The sequence below is a fragment of the Alkalicoccus luteus genome (genome assembly GCF_012034335.1).
In the GTDB taxonomy this organism is placed as follows: domain Bacteria; phylum Bacillota; class Bacilli; order Bacillales; family Salisediminibacteriaceae; genus Alkalicoccus; species Alkalicoccus luteus_A.
On the sequence record NZ_JAATHJ010000021.1, the window covers coordinates 1 to 19,560 of the forward strand.

At 48.5% G+C, this 19,560-nt stretch carries 16 protein-coding genes; 3 read left to right on the forward strand and 13 right to left on the reverse strand.

Features of this window, described 5'->3' with window-relative positions:
• Positions 1–111 precede the first annotated feature (111 nt).
• The 4 genes from HCN83_RS12410 to rlmD form a co-directional block, all read right to left on the reverse strand.
• Positions 112–1,170 carry a restriction endonuclease subunit S gene (locus HCN83_RS12410; RefSeq protein ID WP_168007781.1) on the reverse strand — a complete coding sequence of 353 codons (1,059 nt, stop codon included), beginning with the start codon at positions 1,168–1,170 and terminating at the stop codon, positions 112–114.
• Positions 1,160–2,755: a type I restriction-modification system subunit M gene (locus HCN83_RS12415; protein WP_168007783.1), complete on the reverse strand. Its 1,596-nt coding sequence runs from the start codon at positions 2,753–2,755 to the stop codon at positions 1,160–1,162. Before HCN83_RS12415 ends, HCN83_RS12410 begins: the two co-directional genes overlap by 11 nt.
• A 343-nt stretch (positions 2,756–3,098) precedes the next feature.
• A complete protein-coding gene (locus HCN83_RS12420) occupies positions 3,099–4,070 on the reverse strand; it encodes a tRNA-dihydrouridine synthase (protein ID WP_168007785.1) in 972 nt (323 codons plus the stop codon).
• Positions 4,071–4,134: 64 nt separating this feature from the next.
• Positions 4,135–5,505, reverse strand: a complete 1,371-nt coding sequence (gene rlmD / locus HCN83_RS12425) for a 23S rRNA (uracil(1939)-C(5))-methyltransferase RlmD (RefSeq protein ID WP_168007787.1) — start codon at positions 5,503–5,505, stop codon at positions 4,135–4,137.
• 124 nt (positions 5,506–5,629) lie between these two features.
• Here rlmD and HCN83_RS12430 point away from each other — a divergent pair, with 124 nt between their 5' ends.
• The gene (locus HCN83_RS12430) at positions 5,630–6,601 is read left to right on the forward strand and encodes an SEC-C metal-binding domain-containing protein (protein WP_168007789.1); all 972 of its coding nucleotides are present in this window, start codon (positions 5,630–5,632) and stop codon (positions 6,599–6,601) included.
• Between the two features lie 632 nt (positions 6,602–7,233).
• Here the strand turns inward: HCN83_RS12430 and HCN83_RS12435 are convergent.
• The 3 genes from HCN83_RS12435 to HCN83_RS12445 form a co-directional block, all read right to left on the reverse strand.
• Complete coding sequence (locus HCN83_RS12435; RefSeq protein WP_168007791.1) at positions 7,234–8,199, reverse strand: sugar-binding transcriptional regulator; 966 nt, start codon at positions 8,197–8,199, stop codon at positions 7,234–7,236.
• Positions 8,200–8,371: 172 nt separating this feature from the next.
• Positions 8,372–9,043 carry a deoxyribose-phosphate aldolase gene (gene deoC, locus HCN83_RS12440; RefSeq protein ID WP_168007793.1) on the reverse strand — a complete coding sequence of 224 codons (672 nt, stop codon included), beginning with the start codon at positions 9,041–9,043 and terminating at the stop codon, positions 8,372–8,374.
• Between the two features lie 31 nt (positions 9,044–9,074).
• A complete protein-coding gene (locus tag HCN83_RS12445; protein ID WP_168007795.1) occupies positions 9,075–10,325 on the reverse strand; it encodes a NupC/NupG family nucleoside CNT transporter in 1,251 nt (416 codons plus the stop codon).
• Positions 10,326–10,549: 224 nt separating this feature from the next.
• Here HCN83_RS12445 and HCN83_RS12450 point away from each other — a divergent pair, with 224 nt between their 5' ends.
• Together HCN83_RS12450 and HCN83_RS12455 are read left to right on the forward strand one after the other, a co-directional pair.
• Positions 10,550–10,897: a DUF5665 domain-containing protein gene (locus HCN83_RS12450; RefSeq protein ID WP_168007797.1), complete on the forward strand. Its 348-nt coding sequence runs from the start codon at positions 10,550–10,552 to the stop codon at positions 10,895–10,897.
• A gap of 36 nt (positions 10,898–10,933) precedes the next feature.
• On the forward strand, positions 10,934–11,386 hold the full coding sequence (locus HCN83_RS12455) for a DUF948 domain-containing protein (RefSeq protein ID WP_168007799.1): 453 nt from the start codon (positions 10,934–10,936) through the stop codon (positions 11,384–11,386).
• A 105-nt stretch (positions 11,387–11,491) separates the two neighbouring features.
• Here the strand turns inward: HCN83_RS12455 and HCN83_RS12460 are convergent, their stop codons facing one another.
• The 6 genes from HCN83_RS12460 to gatC all read right to left on the reverse strand — a co-directional run bounded on the left by HCN83_RS12460 (position 11,492) and on the right by gatC (position 19,488).
• Positions 11,492–12,430 carry a diacylglycerol kinase gene (locus tag HCN83_RS12460; RefSeq protein ID WP_168007801.1) on the reverse strand — a complete coding sequence of 313 codons (939 nt, stop codon included), beginning with the start codon at positions 12,428–12,430 and terminating at the stop codon, positions 11,492–11,494.
• 558 nt (positions 12,431–12,988) lie between these two features.
• Complete coding sequence (locus HCN83_RS12465) at positions 12,989–14,920, reverse strand: fructose-1,6-bisphosphatase (protein ID WP_168007803.1); 1,932 nt, start codon at positions 14,918–14,920, stop codon at positions 12,989–12,991.
• A 534-nt stretch (positions 14,921–15,454) separates the two neighbouring features.
• Positions 15,455–15,910 carry a hypothetical protein gene (locus tag HCN83_RS12470; protein ID WP_168007805.1) on the reverse strand — a complete coding sequence of 152 codons (456 nt, stop codon included), beginning with the start codon at positions 15,908–15,910 and terminating at the stop codon, positions 15,455–15,457.
• Positions 15,911–16,274: 364 nt separating this feature from the next.
• On the reverse strand, positions 16,275–17,708 hold the full coding sequence (gene gatB, locus HCN83_RS12475) for an Asp-tRNA(Asn)/Glu-tRNA(Gln) amidotransferase subunit GatB (protein WP_168007807.1): 1,434 nt from the start codon (positions 17,706–17,708) through the stop codon (positions 16,275–16,277).
• Entirely contained in the window at positions 17,705–19,180 is a 1,476-nt protein-coding gene (gatA, locus tag HCN83_RS12480) for an Asp-tRNA(Asn)/Glu-tRNA(Gln) amidotransferase subunit GatA (RefSeq protein ID WP_168007809.1), read from the reverse strand. Before gatA ends, gatB begins: the two co-directional genes overlap by 4 nt.
• 17 nt (positions 19,181–19,197) lie before the next feature.
• A complete protein-coding gene (gene gatC, locus HCN83_RS12485) occupies positions 19,198–19,488 on the reverse strand; it encodes an Asp-tRNA(Asn)/Glu-tRNA(Gln) amidotransferase subunit GatC (protein WP_168007811.1) in 291 nt (96 codons plus the stop codon).
• Positions 19,489–19,560: the final 72 nt, after the last annotated feature.

Consider the following 19,560-nt stretch of genomic DNA (forward strand, 5'->3'; position numbering starts at 1 on the left):
TATATTCTGGCGATACATGATAGCTCAATCTATTCACGTCCTTCCCAGATTTTGAACTCCGTGATCGTGCGTTACCTTTGAGTCTACCTGTCACGCCTATCATCGTCCACTTTAGAGACTAACACCACCAGCGCCATTTATTTCTCCATATTTCTTAAGTTTATTTGACATTGAATATATAAAATAACTATCGAGTATTCCCTTTTTAGGTACAATCGATTGAAAACCTTGATTGGTTGAAGCGGGATCGGCCAAAATAGCTGTATTTCCTATCCCTGCTCTAGATGTGAATAAAACCGTTCCGACGGGCAAAAGTTTAGCTGAACTTTTTTCTAAGCCTATATTCGTTATCTTTTTACGGCTCGTTCTCACAAATCGTTGTTTTCCTATTTCAGCAGGTGAAAACCAATTAACATCACCATTCCAATATTCATCTATAGTTGTATCAGGAGTGCCACCACCAACAATATCAGCAACATCCCCAAACATTAATAAAGCCCATTCCTCACTAAACCCATCAAACCGAACCTCCGGCACACGTTCGCCATCCTTCGGAAACATCTTCTGCAAAAAGCCTTGTTTGGTTTCTTTTAATAATGTGATGTGTTGTTGCTGAAGGGCGATTCGGTCGTCCAGGTTCTTGAAGAATTCGCCTATTTTTTTTTGTTCTTGTATTTTCGGCATAAATACTTTAACTTCCTTTAGATCTGAATTGTGTAAATGAACAACAGATTTTCCTTGAGCTCTTTTCATTAATTCTTTCTGTTCAGTGCCATTTGAAATCGTTAATGCTAAAAAAACAGGTGATAATAAATTTTGATCGGTTCTAATTACATTTAAATCCCCACCCAATATTACACCATCTAAATATACGACTGATGCTCTCGATATTTCTTCTGAATTTTCTCCTGAACTAGGTACTATTACATCTCCACATTGACTAACAACTGAATTATCAACACTTTCGACATAAGTTTCAACTTCAGAAATGACTGTTTGGTAATTCGTATATAACTGTCCATATAGAATTATTTTTGAACCATTCTCCGTTAAATCTTTTTTTGTATAACCTCGTCCCTTCGAAAACTCCGCGATTGAACTGAGCTTATATATTTCCCATTCACCATCTAACCCATTAAAACGAATCTCCGGCATCAGCTTATTTGTCATAACCAAATACCTCTACCGCACCCTGAATCCACTCCGCATCTTCCTCGCTGTAATGAAGGGATGAAATATCCTCAAACAAACTTTTTTGCAGTGTCTGCTTTTTCTCTTGAATCTCTTTCATTTCACACCCAACAGCTTTCATATCGACAGGTACTTCTTCTTCAAACGTATCGACGTATCGTGGGATATTGAGGTTGTAATCGTTTTCTTTAATCTCTTCAAACGTCGCAATATGCGCGTACTTCTCAATGGATTGCCGCTTGTTATACGTATCCACGATCTTCTCAATATTCTCTTTGGATAGCTTATTCTGGTTCTTGCCTTTAATAAACTCACGGCTCGCATCAATAAATAGAACATCACGGATGCTTCGATTCTTTTTTAGTATCAATACCGTTGTCGGAATCGATGTTCCAAAGAACAGGTTTGGTGGCATGCCGATCACCGCATAAATGCTGCCGTCTTCCAACAACTTCTGCCGGATCGTGCCTTCCGCAGCTCCTCTGAAGAGAATCCCGTGTGGCAATACAATTGCCATGGTTCCAGTCTCTTTTAAGTGATAGTAGCCATGCAGTACAAAGGCAAAATCTGCTTTCGATTTCGGAGCAAGCTTGCCGTAGCGGTTAAACCGTGAATCATCGAGAAACGTATCATCCGCCGACCACTTCGCTGAGTATGGTGGGTTCATGACAACTGAATCGAACGTATACGGTTCATCTGTTGGCCAGTCCTTATTGAGCGTATCCCCATTTCGCACACGCATTTCTTCCGGATCAACGCCATGGAGGATGAGGTTCATCTTCGCCAGGTTGAACGTCGTTGTGTTGAGTTCCTGGCCATGGTACTTCATCTTATCCGGGTGGTTGAGATAGTTCCGCACATTTAACATCAACGACCCTGATCCCATCGTCGGGTCAAAGACACTGAACCACTTCTTGTCTTCCTGTCCAATCGCCACAATTTGCGACATCATATCCGATACCATATGTGGCGTATAGAACTCCCCCGCTTTCTTGCCGGCTTCAGAAGCAAACTGACCAATCAGATACTCATATGCATCCCCAATGACGTCACCCTCATAGCCAATGAGATCAACATCATTTAGCTTTTTAATCACATCGGTCACGGTGACATTTCGTTGTTGATCATCTGACCCTAGTTTCTTCGACTGCAGATCCACGTCATCAAACAACCCACTGAACGCATCATACTTCGTTGAAAGCTGGATAAACGCTTTGTTCAAGTCGTTTAATTGAAAGACATTCTTTTTTGCTTGCTCTGCAAGTACGTTGAACAAGTAGCGAGGTTCGATATCGTACCCTAGCGTATCTACTACTGTCGCCACCAAATCTTCGCGCGTATCGTCATCCGTTAATAGCTCTTGATATAATTCCGTTTGTTTTTCAGGTGTATCATATGTATCCAGTGATTCATCTGCCAGTTCGACTACTTTTAACAAAAGTTTGTCGGATAAGTACTTGTAAAAGATCAGTCCCAATAAATAGTTTTTGTACTCTGATGCATCCATTTTACTGCGAAGATTATCCGCAGCACTGAACAGCTTTGAATTTAACTCTGCTCCCATTTCTAAACACTCCTTCAATGAATTCACACAACTATTTTAACACGTTTACGTAAATGAATTGCTACTCATAGGCATTTTGAAATACGATTCGATTTTAAATCCTTCTACTATTTAAATCATCGAATCATGGTTACTATTAACTGCCTTTGTTAAGCCTAACCGTTGAAGTGACGGATAAAACAACTCACTGATCATATGAAACATGGTAAGTTCAAATTTCGCTAATGTTAATATAAACGAGATAGTTATTGTCTCCGATAAAAATGAAAAAGCAGCATGCCGAGTCGACATGCTGCTTTATTCATATATGATTTGCTATAAGCGCTGATGCACCAAAACCGAGCTATACCGGCTGCTCGGCCTGTTCAAACTGCTTCAGCAGTGCCCGTACTTCATCTGTCGACTTCGTCTGCATCAGTTCGTTTCGAAGTGCACTGGCGCCTCGAAATCCTTTTACATATATCTTGAAAAATCGGTGCAGCTTCGTGATCGGGCGCGGCACTTGCTCTGCGTAATAGTCTTGAAGATCAAGCTGCAGCTTCAGCAGATCCAGATACTCCTGGCTGCTGTGCTCTCTTTTTTCTTTTTCGAAAGCGAACGGGTTTTTGAATATCCCTCTCCCGATCATAATGCCGTCTACTCCGTATTTGTCAGCAAGCTCAAGACCGACCTGCCGATCGGGAATATCTCCGTTGATGGTAAGCAAGGTCTCCGGTGCGATGTCATCCCGCAGCTTGGTTATTTCCGGAATCAGCTCCCAGTGGGCATCCACTGCGCTCATTTCCTGCCTCGTGCGGAGATGAATAGACAGGTTTGCCACATTTTGCTTGAGAATGTGCGTAAGCCATCCCTTCCACTCCTCCACTTCAGAAAAGCCGAGACGGGTTTTCACGCTTACCGGCAACCCGCCGGCTTTTGCGGCCTGAACGAGCGCTGCTGCGACATCCGGCCGGCGGATCAGCCCGCTGCCTTTTCCGCTTGATGCCACGTTCGGCACGGGACAGCCCATATTAATGTCGATTCCCTTAAAGCCCATTTCCGCCATCCCTACGCTCATTTGCCGGAAATAATCGGGCTTGTCTCCCCAGATATGCGCCACCATCGGCTGCTCATCTTCAGTGAATAACAGACGCCCGCGCACGCTGTCTCTGCCCTCTGTATGGCAGTAGCTGTCTGAATTCGTGAACTCAGTAAAAAAGACGTCGGGACGCGCAGCTTTACTGACGACGTGCCGAAACACGACATCCGTCACATCTTCCATCGGTGCTAATACAAAAAACGGCCGCGGCAGGTCGCGCCAAAAATTCTCTTTCACAATCAATCAACTCCACTTACTATAAATATCAAAAAGAAATTCGACTTTTTTTCATTTTATCAAGCTAGCTGAACGTTAACAATGCAACGCACTCCACATGTGTCGTATGCGGAAACATATCAACCGGCTGGACTTCTTTTGTTTCGTACCCTTTTTCTGCGAGGATGCTCAGATCACGCGCGAGGGTCGCCGGGTTGCAGGAGACGTAGACGATTCGCTCCGGTGCGAGCTTTGCCATCGTAGTGAGAAGCGATTCGTCGCAGCCTTTTCGAGGCGGGTCGACGACGATAACGTCGGCACGGATTCCCTGCGCCTGCCACCAGGGCATGATGCTTTCTGCTTCCCCGACGAAGAAATCAGCGTTCTCAATATGGTTAATTTCTGCGTTTCGTTTCGCGTCATCGACGGCATCAGGAACGATTTCCACCCCGTATACGCGTCGCGCTCTGCCTGCAAGAAACAAGCTGATCGTGCCGATGCCGCAGTAGGCGTCCATCACCGTTTCTGTGCCGGTTAAAGCTGCATACTCCAGCGCCTTTCCGTAGAGCACATCGGTCTGCTCCGGGTTTACCTGGTAAAACGAGCGGGCGGAAATGGCAAAGCGAACTCCGTTGATTTCATCGTATATGACGCTCTCTCCCCAGACGATGTTTGTTTCCTCGCCAAAAATAACGTTCGTGCGTTTCGGATTTACGTTGTGCATGATCGATTTTAAATTCGGGAAGGTTTCGCACAGCTTTTCGGCCAGCTGTTTTTTATTTGGAAGCCCCTTATCTTTTGTGATCAGCACGATCATCAGTTCATCCGTCGTTTTGGCGTGCCGGATGACGACGTGGCGAAGCTGTCCTTTGTGCTTTTGCGGATCATAGGCGCGAATGCCAAGTTCCGACGCTGCTGCTTTTACGAGATTCATCGCCCGGTCTGCGTCCGAATGCTGAATCAGACACTCGTCGGTATCGACAATGTCTTTGCTCCGCTCGGCATAAAAGCCACTGACGATCTTCCCCTTTTGCTCGCCGATTGGAATTTGCGATTTATTCCGGTAGCGCCACGGATCTGTCATGCCGAGTGTTTCATGCACTGGAACGTCTGTTAACCCGCCGATTCGGGCAAGTGCCTCTTTTACGACGTTCTGTTTATAAGCAAGCTGTCCGCTATACGTGAGGTGCTGCAGCTGACAGCCTCCACACCTCTGAAACACCGGGCACGGCGGATCGGTCCGGTTTTCGCTCGTTTCATGCAGCGTCAGAAGTCTGCCAAAAGCGAAGTTCTTTTTCGTCTGCACGATTTTAATGTCGGCTTCTTCCCGGAGAAGCGCGCCTTTAATGAATACCGGGAAACCGTCTATTTTTGCTACCCCGGCCCCGTCGTGCGTTAAATCCTCGACTAACACCCGGTACTGTTCGTTTTTTTTCACTGGTGCCTGCTGTTTCATGTACGTACGTCCTTTCTCTTTTCAGCTTACCCGATTGTAACACATTCCGGCTGTTTGAAAACGACCTGGAAGCTGTTATGATAGGTTAGGACAATGACGCAAACAGAAAATCAGAGGTGGAATCATGGCAACGTTAAAACGAAACGATCCCTGCCCGTGCGGAAGCGGGAAAAAATACAAAAAATGCTGCTTAAAAAAGCTTGAAACGAAGTCTAAATTTGATATGGCCGATATGCGTGCTTTCAACGAACTGCTGCCAAAGCTTTTTGATTTCAGCAAGAAGTTTGATGAGCAGATAAAAGCCGAGTACGACAGAAAAACAGCTGCGTTTGAATCATTGGCTGTGCCGGATGCACGTGCCTTCTCCCAGCTCCTCTTTCACTGGATGCTGTTTAACTGGAAGCTCGAGGAGAAAACAATTCTGGAGCGGTTTGTCGATGAGCATCACGACGGCTATACGCCCGCATTCCAGGAATTTCTTGAAACGTGGCAAAAGCTTGAGCCGAGCTTTTTTGAAGTCGTCCATGCAGACAGTGAATACATCGCGCTGAAAAACTGCTGGTCGGAAAAGTCGCAGACGATTCAGAAGACGCCTTCCTCCCAGACGATCGAGAGCGGCTCCTATGTCATCGGCTATTTGTATCCGACGCCGGACGGCCCTGCTCTCGGCAGCGATGCGGTTGAGCTGCCGGCTCAGCTTGCCGAGGCGTTTCTCACAGAGTGCCGCCGAATTGATATTTCGAAGCAGAAGCATTTTACGAAGCAGTTTGATCAGCTGCTGCAGCTGCTCGGTGCTGTTCTCGAAACCGGGCCTGTCTTCGATAAACAGGAGGCTTACGAAACGATTCTGTCAGAGCTGTCTGCCAGAAAGCGTGTCCGAGCAGCCTCTGCATCTATACTGCGCCGCTTTCTTTATCAGAAGGCGCCCCGTATTACGAAACCTGCAGCCTATGCAGCGTCCCTGCACTATTGGGCAGCAAGAGAGCTCCCGGATGAAGAAGCTGTTTCCCAGCAGACCTGTGCGGAGCAGTACGGCGTTTCAAAAAGCACGATCTCTGCAAAGGTTAAGCAGCTGTCTGCCTTTGAGCAATCTTAATGGAAGACGAAAAACCATATTGAATCAGCAAAGCCGGCGATCTGTAGCAGATCGCCGGCTTTCCAGGCTGTTGAAAAAATCTTTCAATTTACATGTTTATTGGTTTGATGGTATTTCCCCTCTGCTTACCGAGCCTGCCGTGGGCTAGCCTTCAGCTATTTCTCAGGGGGACCCCTGAGAAAGGATCTTCAGGCTGCGCGGCTTCCACGGGCACGCCGGACACATCGGGGAAACGGCTCTGCTTCTTGGAAAACAACTTCCCACTAGGCAGACTCGACTGTTTTTTTACGTTTATCATGAATTCGATGAAGGACTGGCATCCCTATTTAACATCAAAACGTTTTATTGGGAAGGTTCTATCTGTATGGAAGCCGATCGTGAAGTCCTAACCAGGCACTTGAAACGGACTGCCAGCTGCCAAATCGGAGGACCTCGACTCCAGGAGGATCAGAACGAGGCGAAGATCCATCGCTTCCGACAGCAGGTGGAAGCGGTTAGCTGAGCCCGTTCCCTCCGGAAAGCGAGTGTCCGCAGATACAGGCAGATGCAATCTTATTCAACTAAAATGACTTTATCAACACTCTGCTGTTAAACATCGTTAGACTATGCTTTCTTTCATGAGCCTATTCTTCTCAAGCGCTCGTCTCCTGCTTCTGCTTCCAGGCAAGCAATGCTTCTGCCGTAAACAGGTCGGTAATGAGCACGTTGCAGTAGCCTCCCTGAAGCGATCCGATGATGGCATCGAGCTTCTGAAGTCCGCCTGCTGCCAGGATGGCATATTCCTTTTCTTTCAAATCCTCCAGCTCAATCCCGATCGTGCGATTGTTTAAATCCTCGTCGCAGAGGTTGCCGTTAATATCAAACATACGCGAGCAGATATCTCCTACAGCCTGCTTTTCCTTCAGCACCTTCATATCGTCATCTGTCAGGTAATCTGCTTTATAAAGTGCAGAGTCCTCATAGCGCATTCCCACCGTAAAGACTGCAATATTCGCTTTTTGGCCGAGTTCAAGCACGTGGCGGATGTGACGGTCGGATACAATGGCCTGCTTTACAACAATATGGTCCACAATCGCCGGAAGTGGCAGAAAATATGGAGATGTGTGAAACGCCCGACCGAGATAGTGAATGATTTCTGACGCATACGTGTTTGCCTCTGAGTAGCTCACTCCGCCATTCAGCTGGGTCACAACGACATCGTGCACGCTTTTTTGCTGCAGCTGTCTGGCAACTTCGTACATGGTCGAGCCCCACGTCGTACCGATGATGTCATGGTCCTTTACGATTTGCTGTAAATAAGAGGCCGTCTGTCTGCCGATCTCTTCTTTAATAATATAATCATCGTGCACCGGAGCATCAACGACAATACAGTCCTTGAGACCGAAATGTTCCTCTATCACCGCACCGATTTGCTGCAAATCCTGATAAGGATCCACGATGCGGATCTGAACGATGCCTTGTTCCTTCGCCTCACGCAGCAGCCTCGACACGGAGGGCCTGGATATACCGAGCTCTTCAGCCACTGCCTGCTGGCTGTAATCCAGCTGATAATACATTTTGGCCGCTTTTACGACCCGGGATAATTTATCTTTTGCCATGCTGCTTCCCCCTGCACCCAAACTAACGTTATTCCATCTATGAACATTATTTCACGCAATTTCGTAAAATGCAATCGCTTTCTAACAGAATGCGGCTAATTCTTTCTTCGCATTTTAAGCAGAAAGAAGGCCCCGGAATGAACGTCATTCCAAGGCCTTCTGCTTTGTCTGTCTAGTAATCAGATTCGCTCTTTTCGCCTTTTACAATCGCGACTCCGGCACTGGCACCGATCCGCGTTGCGCCTGCTTCAATCATCGCTTTCGCATCTTCGAGAGAGCGGACACCGCCGGATGCTTTTACCCCTGCGCTCTCACCAACGGTTCTGCGCATCAGGGCGACGTCTGCCACCGTGGCAGAGCCAGTGGAAAAACCGGTGGACGTCTTTACAAAATCAAGCCCGACCTTCACTGCAATTTTGCATGCTGCTGTTTTCTCTTCATCTGTTAACAGGCAGGTTTCTAAAATTACTTTCGTCAGTGCCTTGCCTTCTGCTGCTTCCTGGACAGCACGCATGTCGCGTTCCACAAGCTCCAGGTTGCCCTGCTTGAGTGCACCGATATTGAGAACCATATCAATTTCATCTGCTCCGTTTTCGATTGCATTTGTCGTTTCAAATGCTTTCACTTCCGGCGTGTTGGCGCCGAGCGGGAAACCGACAACCGTGCACACCTTTGCTTCTGCATTCTTCAATAGCTCCGCCGCTTTCTCCACCCATACAGGCTGCACGCAGACAGAAGCAAATTTGTACTCATCTGCCTCCTGGCAAAGTGTAACGATTTGGTCTTCTACTGTTTCCGGCTTTAATAGCGTGTGGTCGATCATCGATGCAACTGATTTAGTCATGATACATTACCCCTTTTTATAGTAGATTGGTTTAAAAGAACATACCTGCAATCGATGCGTTCAGGAGAGAAGCGAGCATCCCTGCAAAAATAGCTTTGACACCGAGCTGAGCAATGTCACCGCGCCGGCTTGGTGCAAGCTTTCCGAGACCGCCGAGCAGAATACCGAGAGACGATACGTTTGCGAATCCGCAAAGCGCAAAGCTGATAACGAGCACGGTTTTCGGATCGAGATTTTCGATTTCCGGTGCAAAGGAAGCGTAGGCAACAAATTCGTTCAGAACGAGCTTCTGTCCGATAAAGTTACCGGCCTGGAACGCTTCAGCCCATGGAACGCCGATCGCAAAGGCGAGCGGTGCAAAGATCACACCGAAAATGTTTTCAAGTGTTAACCCTTCCAGCTGGAACGTTGTAAAGAAATCAAGCACCCAGTTAATACCAACCTGTACAACGCCGAGACCTCCGTTGACGAGGGCCACAAGCGCAATAAACGCGAGCAGCATCGCAGCAATATTCAAGGCGAGCTGCAGACCTGTGCTTGCCCCTCTTGCGGCCGCATCGATGACGTTATACGATTCCTTATCATCTTCCATATCGATTTCCTGCTTATCAGAGGCCTTTTCCGGTTCGGTTTCCGGCATAATGATCTTCGCGAGAACAAGTCCGGAAGGTGCTGCCATGAAGCTTGCTGCAAGAAGGTATTCAAGCGGTACACCAAGCTGTGAATACCCGATCAGCACAGAACCGGCTACAGATGCGAGTCCACCGGTCATGACAGCAAAAAGCTCGGAGCGCGTCATCTGCGGCAGGAACGGTTTAACGACGAGCGGTGCTTCTGTCTGGCCGACAAAGATGTTAGCAGAAGCAGACAGCGATTCTGTCCGGCTTGTTCCCAAAAGCCATGCGAGGGCACCGCCGATAATCTTGATAACAAACTGCATGATTCCCAGGTAGTAAAGGATGGAAATCAGTGAAGAAAAGAAAATAATGATCGTAAGTACTTCAAACGCAAAAATCATGCCGACGCCTTCAGCCTCAAACAATCCGCCGAAAAGGAAATCAATTCCCTCGCCTGTAAAACCGACGATCGCGTTGACTACTTCCGTAAAAGCAAACAGCGCCTGCTGTCCGACTGTGGAATAGAGCACAATAAAAGCAAATAAGATCTGGATGGCTAATCCGCCGAAAATGGTCCGCGGATTAATCGCTTTCCGGTTGGATGACAGCAGCAGTGCAATACCAAGCACCGTTGCAATTCCGGCAATTCCCCACAAAATGTTCATCTGTGAATCCCCCGTTATGTTAGCGTTTTCTTCTGACTTTGCCACTATACCACTAATCTTGAACATATGTAAATATTACTTTAATCACAAGTTCATTTTCACTGATCGTGATGTACCCCACCGATCGCCCTTTTTTCTGCCTGTTGTTTACATATGGCGCATACAGGGAATAAAAACAGCAGTCCGTATTCAATCATCAGATGCAGCAGAGGAGGGTTGACTAGATGCCGCTTTCGAAGGAGCAGGAAAAACGAAAAGTCCCGTCCAAAACCCGCGGGGACGAGAAGCGCCAGGAAGAGAATCAGCGGTTTGAACAGCTGCTGGACAAGCTTGAGGACATTACGACGAACGGCCGTTTAAAAGACATGGCGTATCATTTTACGGATACGAAACAGGTCATTAAAACGAACCTGATTGCAGGTGTAGCACGGGGCGTCGGCCTTACCGTCGGTACCGCGATCTTTATCGGTTTACTGATTTTAATTTTATCTCAGCTCGTTTCAGCTCCGCTTGTCGGCGAATATATTGCAAACCTGCTTGATATTGTCGAAGCAAATCGGGATAATGAATAGTAAGAAGTTCAAATTTTTTGAAATGAGGTGCTACATATGGATTGGTTAGGCATTGGAGTTCTCGTATTAGCAATTGCATTTTTTGTCGCCGTACTGTTCCTGCGTCCGGTGCTCAACAATCTGGCCGCCACGCTATCAAACACGGCCGATACGGTGTCAACACTGAACAAAAGTCTCGGGGAAATCACGAGTGAAACGACGCTGATTCTTTATAACACGAACGAAACACTCGTGGATGTTAACGAAAAAATCGGCAAGCTGAACCCGCTGTTTGATATCATTCACGACACCGGCGAAGCTGCTCATCACCTGACAGGCACGCTCGCAAGCTATACGTCCGTAAAGCACGACCGTGCAACAGCCGGCATTAACTACATTGATAAAAAGCACCTTGAAGGTATTCTTCGCGGCGCTGCGTTCGTGTATTACCTGCGCCAGATTAAGAAAGAATCGAACAAAGTAGCGGAAGACGTCACATCAGCTTCCTGATCGAAATGATGCTACAGAGCGGCCCGGTGAAACTGCCGGACCGCTCTTTATTTTTGGTTGCACAAAAAAGCTGTCGCAGGCCAATAGGGCTGGACAGCTCTCTCGCTATTCTATTTCCACCTGTGCTTCATTATCCGCTTGTAAACACGTGTGAATTCTGTCAGGCACCATCATGTTCACGTGACGATAAAGGTTGATAAAGCGCTCCTGCAGCGCGCCGCCATGCTCGCCGTCCAGGTTCAGCTCCAGTTTATCTTCCGATATAATTTCAATATCCCCGGCCTGTACATAGAGCACCCGGTCATCTTTTAAATGCTCGCCGCGCATAGCCGCTCCGGTCAGACGAACCACATCTGCCAGATTCGTTTTTTTCACGATAATCAAGTCGAATTTGCCGTCGTCCAGATGCGCCTCAGGCGCCAGCTTTTCAAAGCCTCCGACAGAATTCGTATTAGAGACGAGAAAGAGCATAATTTCTCCTTCGAACGTTTCTCCATCATAGTGAATCGTAACCTGTGTCGGCTTAATTCGAGGCAGCTTCTCAAACCCTTTTACGTAGTACGCCATTTGCCCCATCATCGTTTTCAGGCGGCTTGGTACTTCATATGTAAGTTCCGTGAGCGTCCCTGCGCCTGCGATATTAATAAAATATTTGTCTCCGACTCGGCCGACGTCAATGGCTCGTTCTTTCCCGGAAACGAGCGTTTCACACGCTTCCTCTATGTTTTTTGGAATATGAAGCGCTCGTGCAAAATCGTTCGTGGTACCACCCGGCAGCAGTCCGAGCTTAGGCCGGTAGTCTTTCTCGGCAATACCGTTGACGACCTCATGAATGGTGCCGTCACCGCCTGCTGCAATGACAAAGTCAAATTCCCGTTCACAGGCGAGCGCCGCAGCTCGGCGGGCGCAGCCTTCCCCGGTCGTGGCATGAGCGGATGCTTCGTACCCTGCCTTTTCAAGCGTTTCTAAAATAAACGGCAGATGACGCTTTACTTGTTCCCTGCCGGAAGTTGGATTATAAATCAGCCTGGCTCGTTTCGTCATGGTACCGTCCCCCGTCATCCCCAGTTTTCCCAGTCAGTATACCATAATATGGACGCTTAAAGCATACAAAAAGCAGGCCTTTGTCAACAGCATCGTTTTTGACAAAGGCCTGCTCATGTTCGTATGTCGCTATTCATCCTGTTTTGCAATCCCTCCTTCACGTATGGAAATCAGTGCTGTGGCTGGATCGATCGCAAAACCCCTTTCCTATGGATATCACAGCTCCTTGCTGTGTAGAGTTTATTTTATCCGATAAACTTTTTATTGTAAATATTCAGAATTATTAATTTAATAGAGGAAATCGCCGTCATTCTTATTTTTATTCCCGTTTGCTTTATGTTTCTCTCTTTTTCGTTTTTTTAAGTTACTGGCTTTTGTCCTCCCTAGGCACCGTTTCCCTTAACGTCAGGAGACGCTGCATCTAAAAAACTGCCAATCGGCTAAGGGGCTCGCGATCTAACGCCATTAACGATTCGCCCATAACCAAAGGCAGACTCTTTTGGGATACCGATACTGCTGAATAATGCGCCGCCCCCAGTCACAGAAGCGGCGCTTTAATTATGTCATGTACCGGTGTTCCCGCAGCCGGTGCAGACTTTCGATATCCTGCTTCAGCTTTTCCCCGTTGTTCGTCTCCCGCACCTTTTTCCGTACGAGCTCCTCATTGACTAAGCGCTTCACCGAGAGAACGTCGGTTTCCTTCGTCAGCACGTCCTCTTTTGAGTTGAAATGCTGATGGGCGACGAGCTGCATGCCGTACGAATTGTACAGAAGCGTGTATCCCGCAATTCCCGTCGTCGACTGGTACGCCTTCGAGAAGCCGCCGTCGATTACGATCATTTTCCCCTCGGCCTTAATCGGATCCTCCCCGTCGATTTCCTTCACCGGGGTGTGGCCGTTAATAATGCGCCCCTGCTCCGGGTCCAGATCAAACTCCTCCAGCATGCGCCGGCACATCCCCTCATCCTCCCGCAGCGAATAATACGGATTCTTCCGCTCTTTATGCGTCGCCTTATCCTGAATGAAATAGCGCTCAAATGTCGTCATTTCCCGCTTGCCAAACAGGGATGAATTTTCCCCTGTCCACAAATACCAGATCATGTCCGTCGCGAAATCATCGGTCTCTTCCGGGCGGGCAAACGAGTCGCGCACGTACCGTTCAAACACGTCGAGCAGTTCACGCCCGGCATACGACGTGCCTTCAATATCCATTTCTTTCATGCTGCCGTCCTCTTCCAACGGAATGCAGCCATGAATCAGCAGATTGCCGTTATACTTCAAGTAAAGACTGCCCTTTTTCATCAGGAATTTCATATGGCGCGTCAGCTTTTCAGAGTGCTGAACAGAGAAAAGCAGCTTGTCAATCACCTGCTGCTCCTCGTCCAGAAGCGCTGTCGGATCGTCCGGATCCACGGTGGCAAAGCAGCCGTTTTCGATCGGATACGTTTTCCCGTGAATCGTTACTTCGTTGTTACCGTAGTCGACGCGCTCCAGCAGCAGCCGGTCCTCCATACGCAGGCACGGGCGCCGCTTAATGATTGGACTTTCAAGCTTGAACTGGATGATGGCGATCGCCTGATGGATTTTCGTAATCTGCAGCTGCTCCTGCCCGGTCAGCTGATCGTCGTCAGTCCGCTTCGGGCGGAACGGCGGGTTGTCCCCGTAGTATTTTTCAGCGAGGTTCAGCAGCGGCCGCAGGTTAATACCGTAAGCGTCTTCAATGATGTCCAGGTTGTTGTAGCGTGCGCAGATGCGGATGATATTGGCCAGACACACTTTAGAGCCGGCATAGGCGCCGATCCAGAGCACGTCGTGATTCCCCCACTGGATGTCGAGCGAATGGTAGTGAATGAGCGTATCCATGATTTTATGCGGGTCCGGTCCCCTGTCGTAAATGTCACCGACAACGTGCAGGTGGTCGACGACGAGCCGCTGCGTCGTGTAAGCGAGGCCGATGATCAGCTTATCCGCCTGCCCGAAAGCTATTGTACGCTCGAGTATCTTCTCGTAATACTCCTTTTTGTCCTCAACCTCATCCTTTTTGTACAGCAGCTCTTCGACGATGTAGACAAACTGCTGCGGCAGCGCTTTGCGAATCTTGGACCGCGTATACTTCGAGGAAGAACGTGAAATCAGCCGCAGCATGCGTGCGATCGTTTTCTCATACCACTCCCTGAGCTCCTCCTTGCTCGTGAAGGTGCTTTTCACAAGCTTTATCTTCTCCTCCGGATAGTAGATGAGCGTCGCAAACTCGTTCATCTCCGCTTCGCTCAGCTCACCCTTGAATACATCGGCAATCTTCATTTTCACATTGCCCGAGCCGTTCCGCAGCACGTGCTGAAACGCCTGGTATTCGCCGTGAAGGTCACTTACAAAATGCTCTGTTCCCTTCGGCAAATCCAGAATTGATTCCAGGTGAATAATCTCCGTAGCAACTTCCTCTTCACTGTCGTACTTTTTTGCCAGCAGATCCAGATATTTTACATCCATCCCGAATACCCCCTTCGACCTCCTGCAGGGCAGTTCCCACAGCAGCCCTTTTTCTTCGTGACAGGCACCTCCCCATCATGGTGAGAAGGTTTCAACGTATCTCCAGTTTATAGCAGTCACGCCAGGAGAACCAGTGGAAAAAGGAAAATTTTTCAGAATGGAGAGGCTGCTCGCACAACGCAGAGGACATTCGCGCAGCGGCGGAATAATGCAGCTTCTCTCGCATTAATGCTTGTTGAGGACCTGACGATTCCAACTCTGCCTGCAACCTTGTTCATCCACCGGCAGCAATTCCGCGCTGCTCTCCGCAGTTTAGTTATAAAACACTTGTTCATTGTCGTGCAGAAGCGGCGGCCGCAGGGTTTTTCTTCAGCCAGTAAGAAGACAATGTTTTTGCGTTAAACTGGTTAACCAACTAAAAACCGCTCTTTCTCCACAAAAATGAAGAAAAAGCGGTTTTTAAAGGCGCTATCAGATCGGAAACGCAAATTGCTGGAATATCAGTGGTTTCTTTATAGGACGGGTAGATGCTTTTTATGATTGTTCAGCTGTGATCCGCACCCGCGGCTGTTTTAAATGGCGGACCTGCTTCACGATGCCTGCGTACAGCAGCCTCGCTCCAGCTGCGATAGCCGTAATGACAACGGCAAGCCCGAGCGTGGAAAATGTGATACCAGTCAGTGAACTGCTGACCGTCGCCAGATAGCCTGCAAAAAAACCAAGTTGAACAGCAGAAACAGCATAAGGGAACATGATTCTACGGATTCGCCGCTGAACCCGGATAAGCTTCAGCCAGTCGATGATCTGAACCGGAATGACCCAAAGTACGACCGCGGCTGAAAATACCGCGAGCGACGTCCAGGAACTGATCAGCACCTCACTGCCAAGCGCCAGGGACGCAAGCTGCACAATCATTGCGGTGCCGCCTGTTACAATCAGGAGCATCGCAGCCGTTCGTATAAAGAAATGAAGCATCTGCTTCGTCATCACTCGAAAAACACCTTTCGTTTGTCAGTTTTTTTCACGAATGCTTATGAGTATAACGAAGAAAACGAGCCTTTGACAAGCTGTCTCAGCCCGTCTGCCGCAGAGTCTGCGCGTGCCGGCTGCGATCATACCACCTTCAACCACACCTAGCTCCGTATATCTTCAAAAGGTAACGCTTTCACGCATACCTTCATCTTTTAGGGGAACTATTTTGTGTCTTCTGAAACATATTTACCTGGGAGCCGAAGGTAAGGTCAACGCAGACTGGTTCAGCGAAGCCTGACTATATGAACATGAATCAGTATTTGAGCGGGTGATTTTTCCGAAAGCAAAAGCCGTCCGGCGTAACATGCGGACGGCTTGCTCCTTATCGTTTGTCGATTTCTTCTTTTAACAGCTCATTTACAAGCTGCGGGTTGGCTTTTCCTTTAGAGGCTTTCATCACCTGTCCGACGAGAAAGCCGATTGCTTTGCCTTTTCCGTTTTTGTAATCTTCAACGGACTGCTCGTTCTGATCCAGTGCGTCATTGACCATGCTGCGCACGGCACCTTCGTCACTTATCTGCACAAGCCCTTTTTCTTCGACGATGGCTTCTGCCTCTCCGCCATTCTCGATCAGCTCTTTAAACACTTGTTTTGCGATCTTGGACGAAATTGTTCCCTTTTCAATAAGAGCGATCATATCAACGAGCGCCTTTGGCGTAAGCGGCACGTCCTGAATGTCTTTGTCATGCTGATTCAGATAAGCATTCACTTCTCCCATCAGCCAGTTGGACAAAGGCTTCGCCGGCCCGCCCAGAGCCAGTCCCTGCTCGAAAAAGTCGCTCATCGCCTTCTGCTGTGTCAGCACGCCGGCATCATAAGCAGGCAGATCATACTTTTTCATGTAGCGGTCTTTCCGTGCATCAGGAAGCTCCGGAATCGTTGCTTCTACACGTTCTTTCCACTCTTTATCAATATAGAGATTGACGAGATCTGGGTCCGGGAAGTAGCGGTAGTCGTCTGATCCTTCCTTTACCCGCATTAGAATCGTCTTTTTCGCCTGTTCATCCCAGCGGCGTGTTTCCTGCAGAATTTCTCCGCCGTTCTCTACTTCTTCACGTTGACGAGTTTCTTCGTACTCAAGCCCTTTCTGCACGTGAGTGAAAGAGTTGAGGTTTTTAAGCTCCGCTTTTGTGCCGAACTTCTCCTGCCCGACAGGCCGGATTGAAATATTGGCGTCACAGCGCAGAGAACCTTCCTCCATTTTACAGTCGGAAACTTCCGTATACTGCATAATTGCTTTCAGCTTCTCCAGGTAGGCATATGCTTCTTCCGGAGTGCGGATGTCCGGTTCGGATACAATTTCCACAAGCGGTGTGCCGACACGGTTATAGTCGACAAGCGAGTGGCCTTCCCCTTCCAGATGCGTCAGCTTTCCGGCATCCTCTTCCAGGTGCAGACGCGTGATGCCGATTCGCTTTTTTTCCCCGTTCACTTCAATGTCAATCCAGCCGTTCTCACCGATCGGTTCGTCAAACTGGGAAATCTGATACGCTTTCGGGTTGTCCGGGTAAAAGTAGTTTTTCCGGTCAAACTTAGTCCGTTCTGCAATGTCACAGTTCAGTGCCATTGATGCTTTCATCGCAAAATCGACGGCCTGTCTGTTTAACACAGGAAGCACTCCCGGATGACCAAGGCAGATCGGGCACGTGTGCGTATTTGCAGGTGCCCCGAACTCTGTCGAGCAGCTGCAGAAGATTTTTGAATTTGTTTTCAGCTCTACGTGAACTTCGAGGCCGATTATCGTTTCATAGCTCATGCCTGGGCCCCTCCTTTAAACTGCGGTCTGGCATTGTGGGACGCCGCTTTCTCGTAAGCGTGGGCCACTTTGTATACCGTTGCTTCATCGAAATGACGTCCGATAATCTGCAGTCCGACCGGCATATCCTCTGACAGACCGCATGGGATGCTGATAGCCGGAACACCGGCAAGGTTCATCGGAATCGTCAGAATATCATTGGCATACATCGTCATCGGATCGTCGACGGCTTCCCCAATTTTGAAAGCAGTCGTTGGGGAAGTTGGTCCGATCACGACATCATACTGAAGAAACAAATCTTCAAAATCCTCTTTTATCAGCGTGCGGACGCGCTGTGCTTTTTTGTAATACGCATCATAGTAGCCGGAGCTGAGCGCAAATGTCCCGAGCATGATTCTTCGTTTCACTTCGTCTCCGAATCCGTCGCTGCGGGATTTTTTATACGTATCGAGAAGGTTGTCCTCGGTTTTGCGAACGCCGTAACGAATGCCGTCGAAGCGCGCCAGGTTTGCGGATGCTTCTGAAGACGCAAGCACGTAGTAGGCAGCAAGGGCATATTTGGAGTGCGGCAGCGATACTTCTTCGTATTCCGCTCCCAGTTCCTTCAGCAGCTGAAGCGCCTCCTGTACTTTTTCACGTACCCCTTTGTCCACCCCTTCACCGAGGTATTCTTTCGGAACAGCAATTTTCATTCCTTTAATATCCCCGGTCAGACCGGCGAGAAAATCCGGTACGTCCATATCTGCACTAGTGGAATCGCGCTCGTCAAATCCTGCGATATGCTGCATGACCAAAGCGTTATCTTCAACGGATCGCGTGATCGGTCCGATTTGATCAAGAGAAGAGGCAAACGCCACCAGTCCGAAACGCGACACCCGTCCGTATGTCGGCTTCATACCAACGACACCGCAGTAAGCTGCTGGTTCCCGTATAGAGCCTCCAGTATCAGACCCCAGTGAAAACGGAACTTCCCCTGCAGCTACTGCAGCTGCGGAACCGCCGCTTGAACCTCCCGGAACGTGATCCAGGTTCCACGGATTCCGGCAGAGCTTGTAGCCGGAGTTCTCATTGGAAGAGCCCATTGCAAATTCGTCCATATTCAGTTTGCCGACCGTAACCGTGCCTGCATCGCGCAGTTTTTCCACTACGGTCGCGTCATGAACCGGCTCGAAGTTCTTCAGCATTTGGCTTGCACACGTTGTCACGAGTCCCTTAGTAACGATATTGTCCTTCACGCCGACCGGCAGGCCGAACAAGGCATCCTGCGCGGAAATCTCATCCTGCTTCAGCTGGCGGTCCAGTTCTCGTGCACGCTCTACTGCACGCTCTTTATCTAAACGCAAAAAAGCGCCGACTTGATCATCGACTTCTTCAATTCGGGAAAACGACAAATTCACCAGATTTTCTACAGTCGTCTCCCCGCTATGTAGCTGCTGCTGCAGTTCTTTTAACGAATACTCAAATGCTTCCATTCAGCTGGTCCACCTCTCTATTCCAAAATTGACGGCACACGGATCTGGCCATCCTGTTGATCCGGTGCATTTTTCAGTGCTTCTTCTCTCGGCAGGGACGGTTTTACTTCATCGTCGCGAAGCACATTTCGGACATCCAGAACGTGAGATGTCGGTGCTATGTTTTCTGTATCCAGTTCATTCAGCTGCTGGGCAGCATCAATGATTTTATCCAGCTGCTCACCGAAATGGCGGATTTCCTCATCTTTCAGCTCCAGTCTCGCAAGCTCTGCAACATGGCGAATTTGTTCTTCTGTAATTCGTTCCATTCTGCTTCCTCCTCTCCAAACTCTACAATAGTATGATGATATCAAAGAAGCGACCCCCAGGCAATCGTCAGC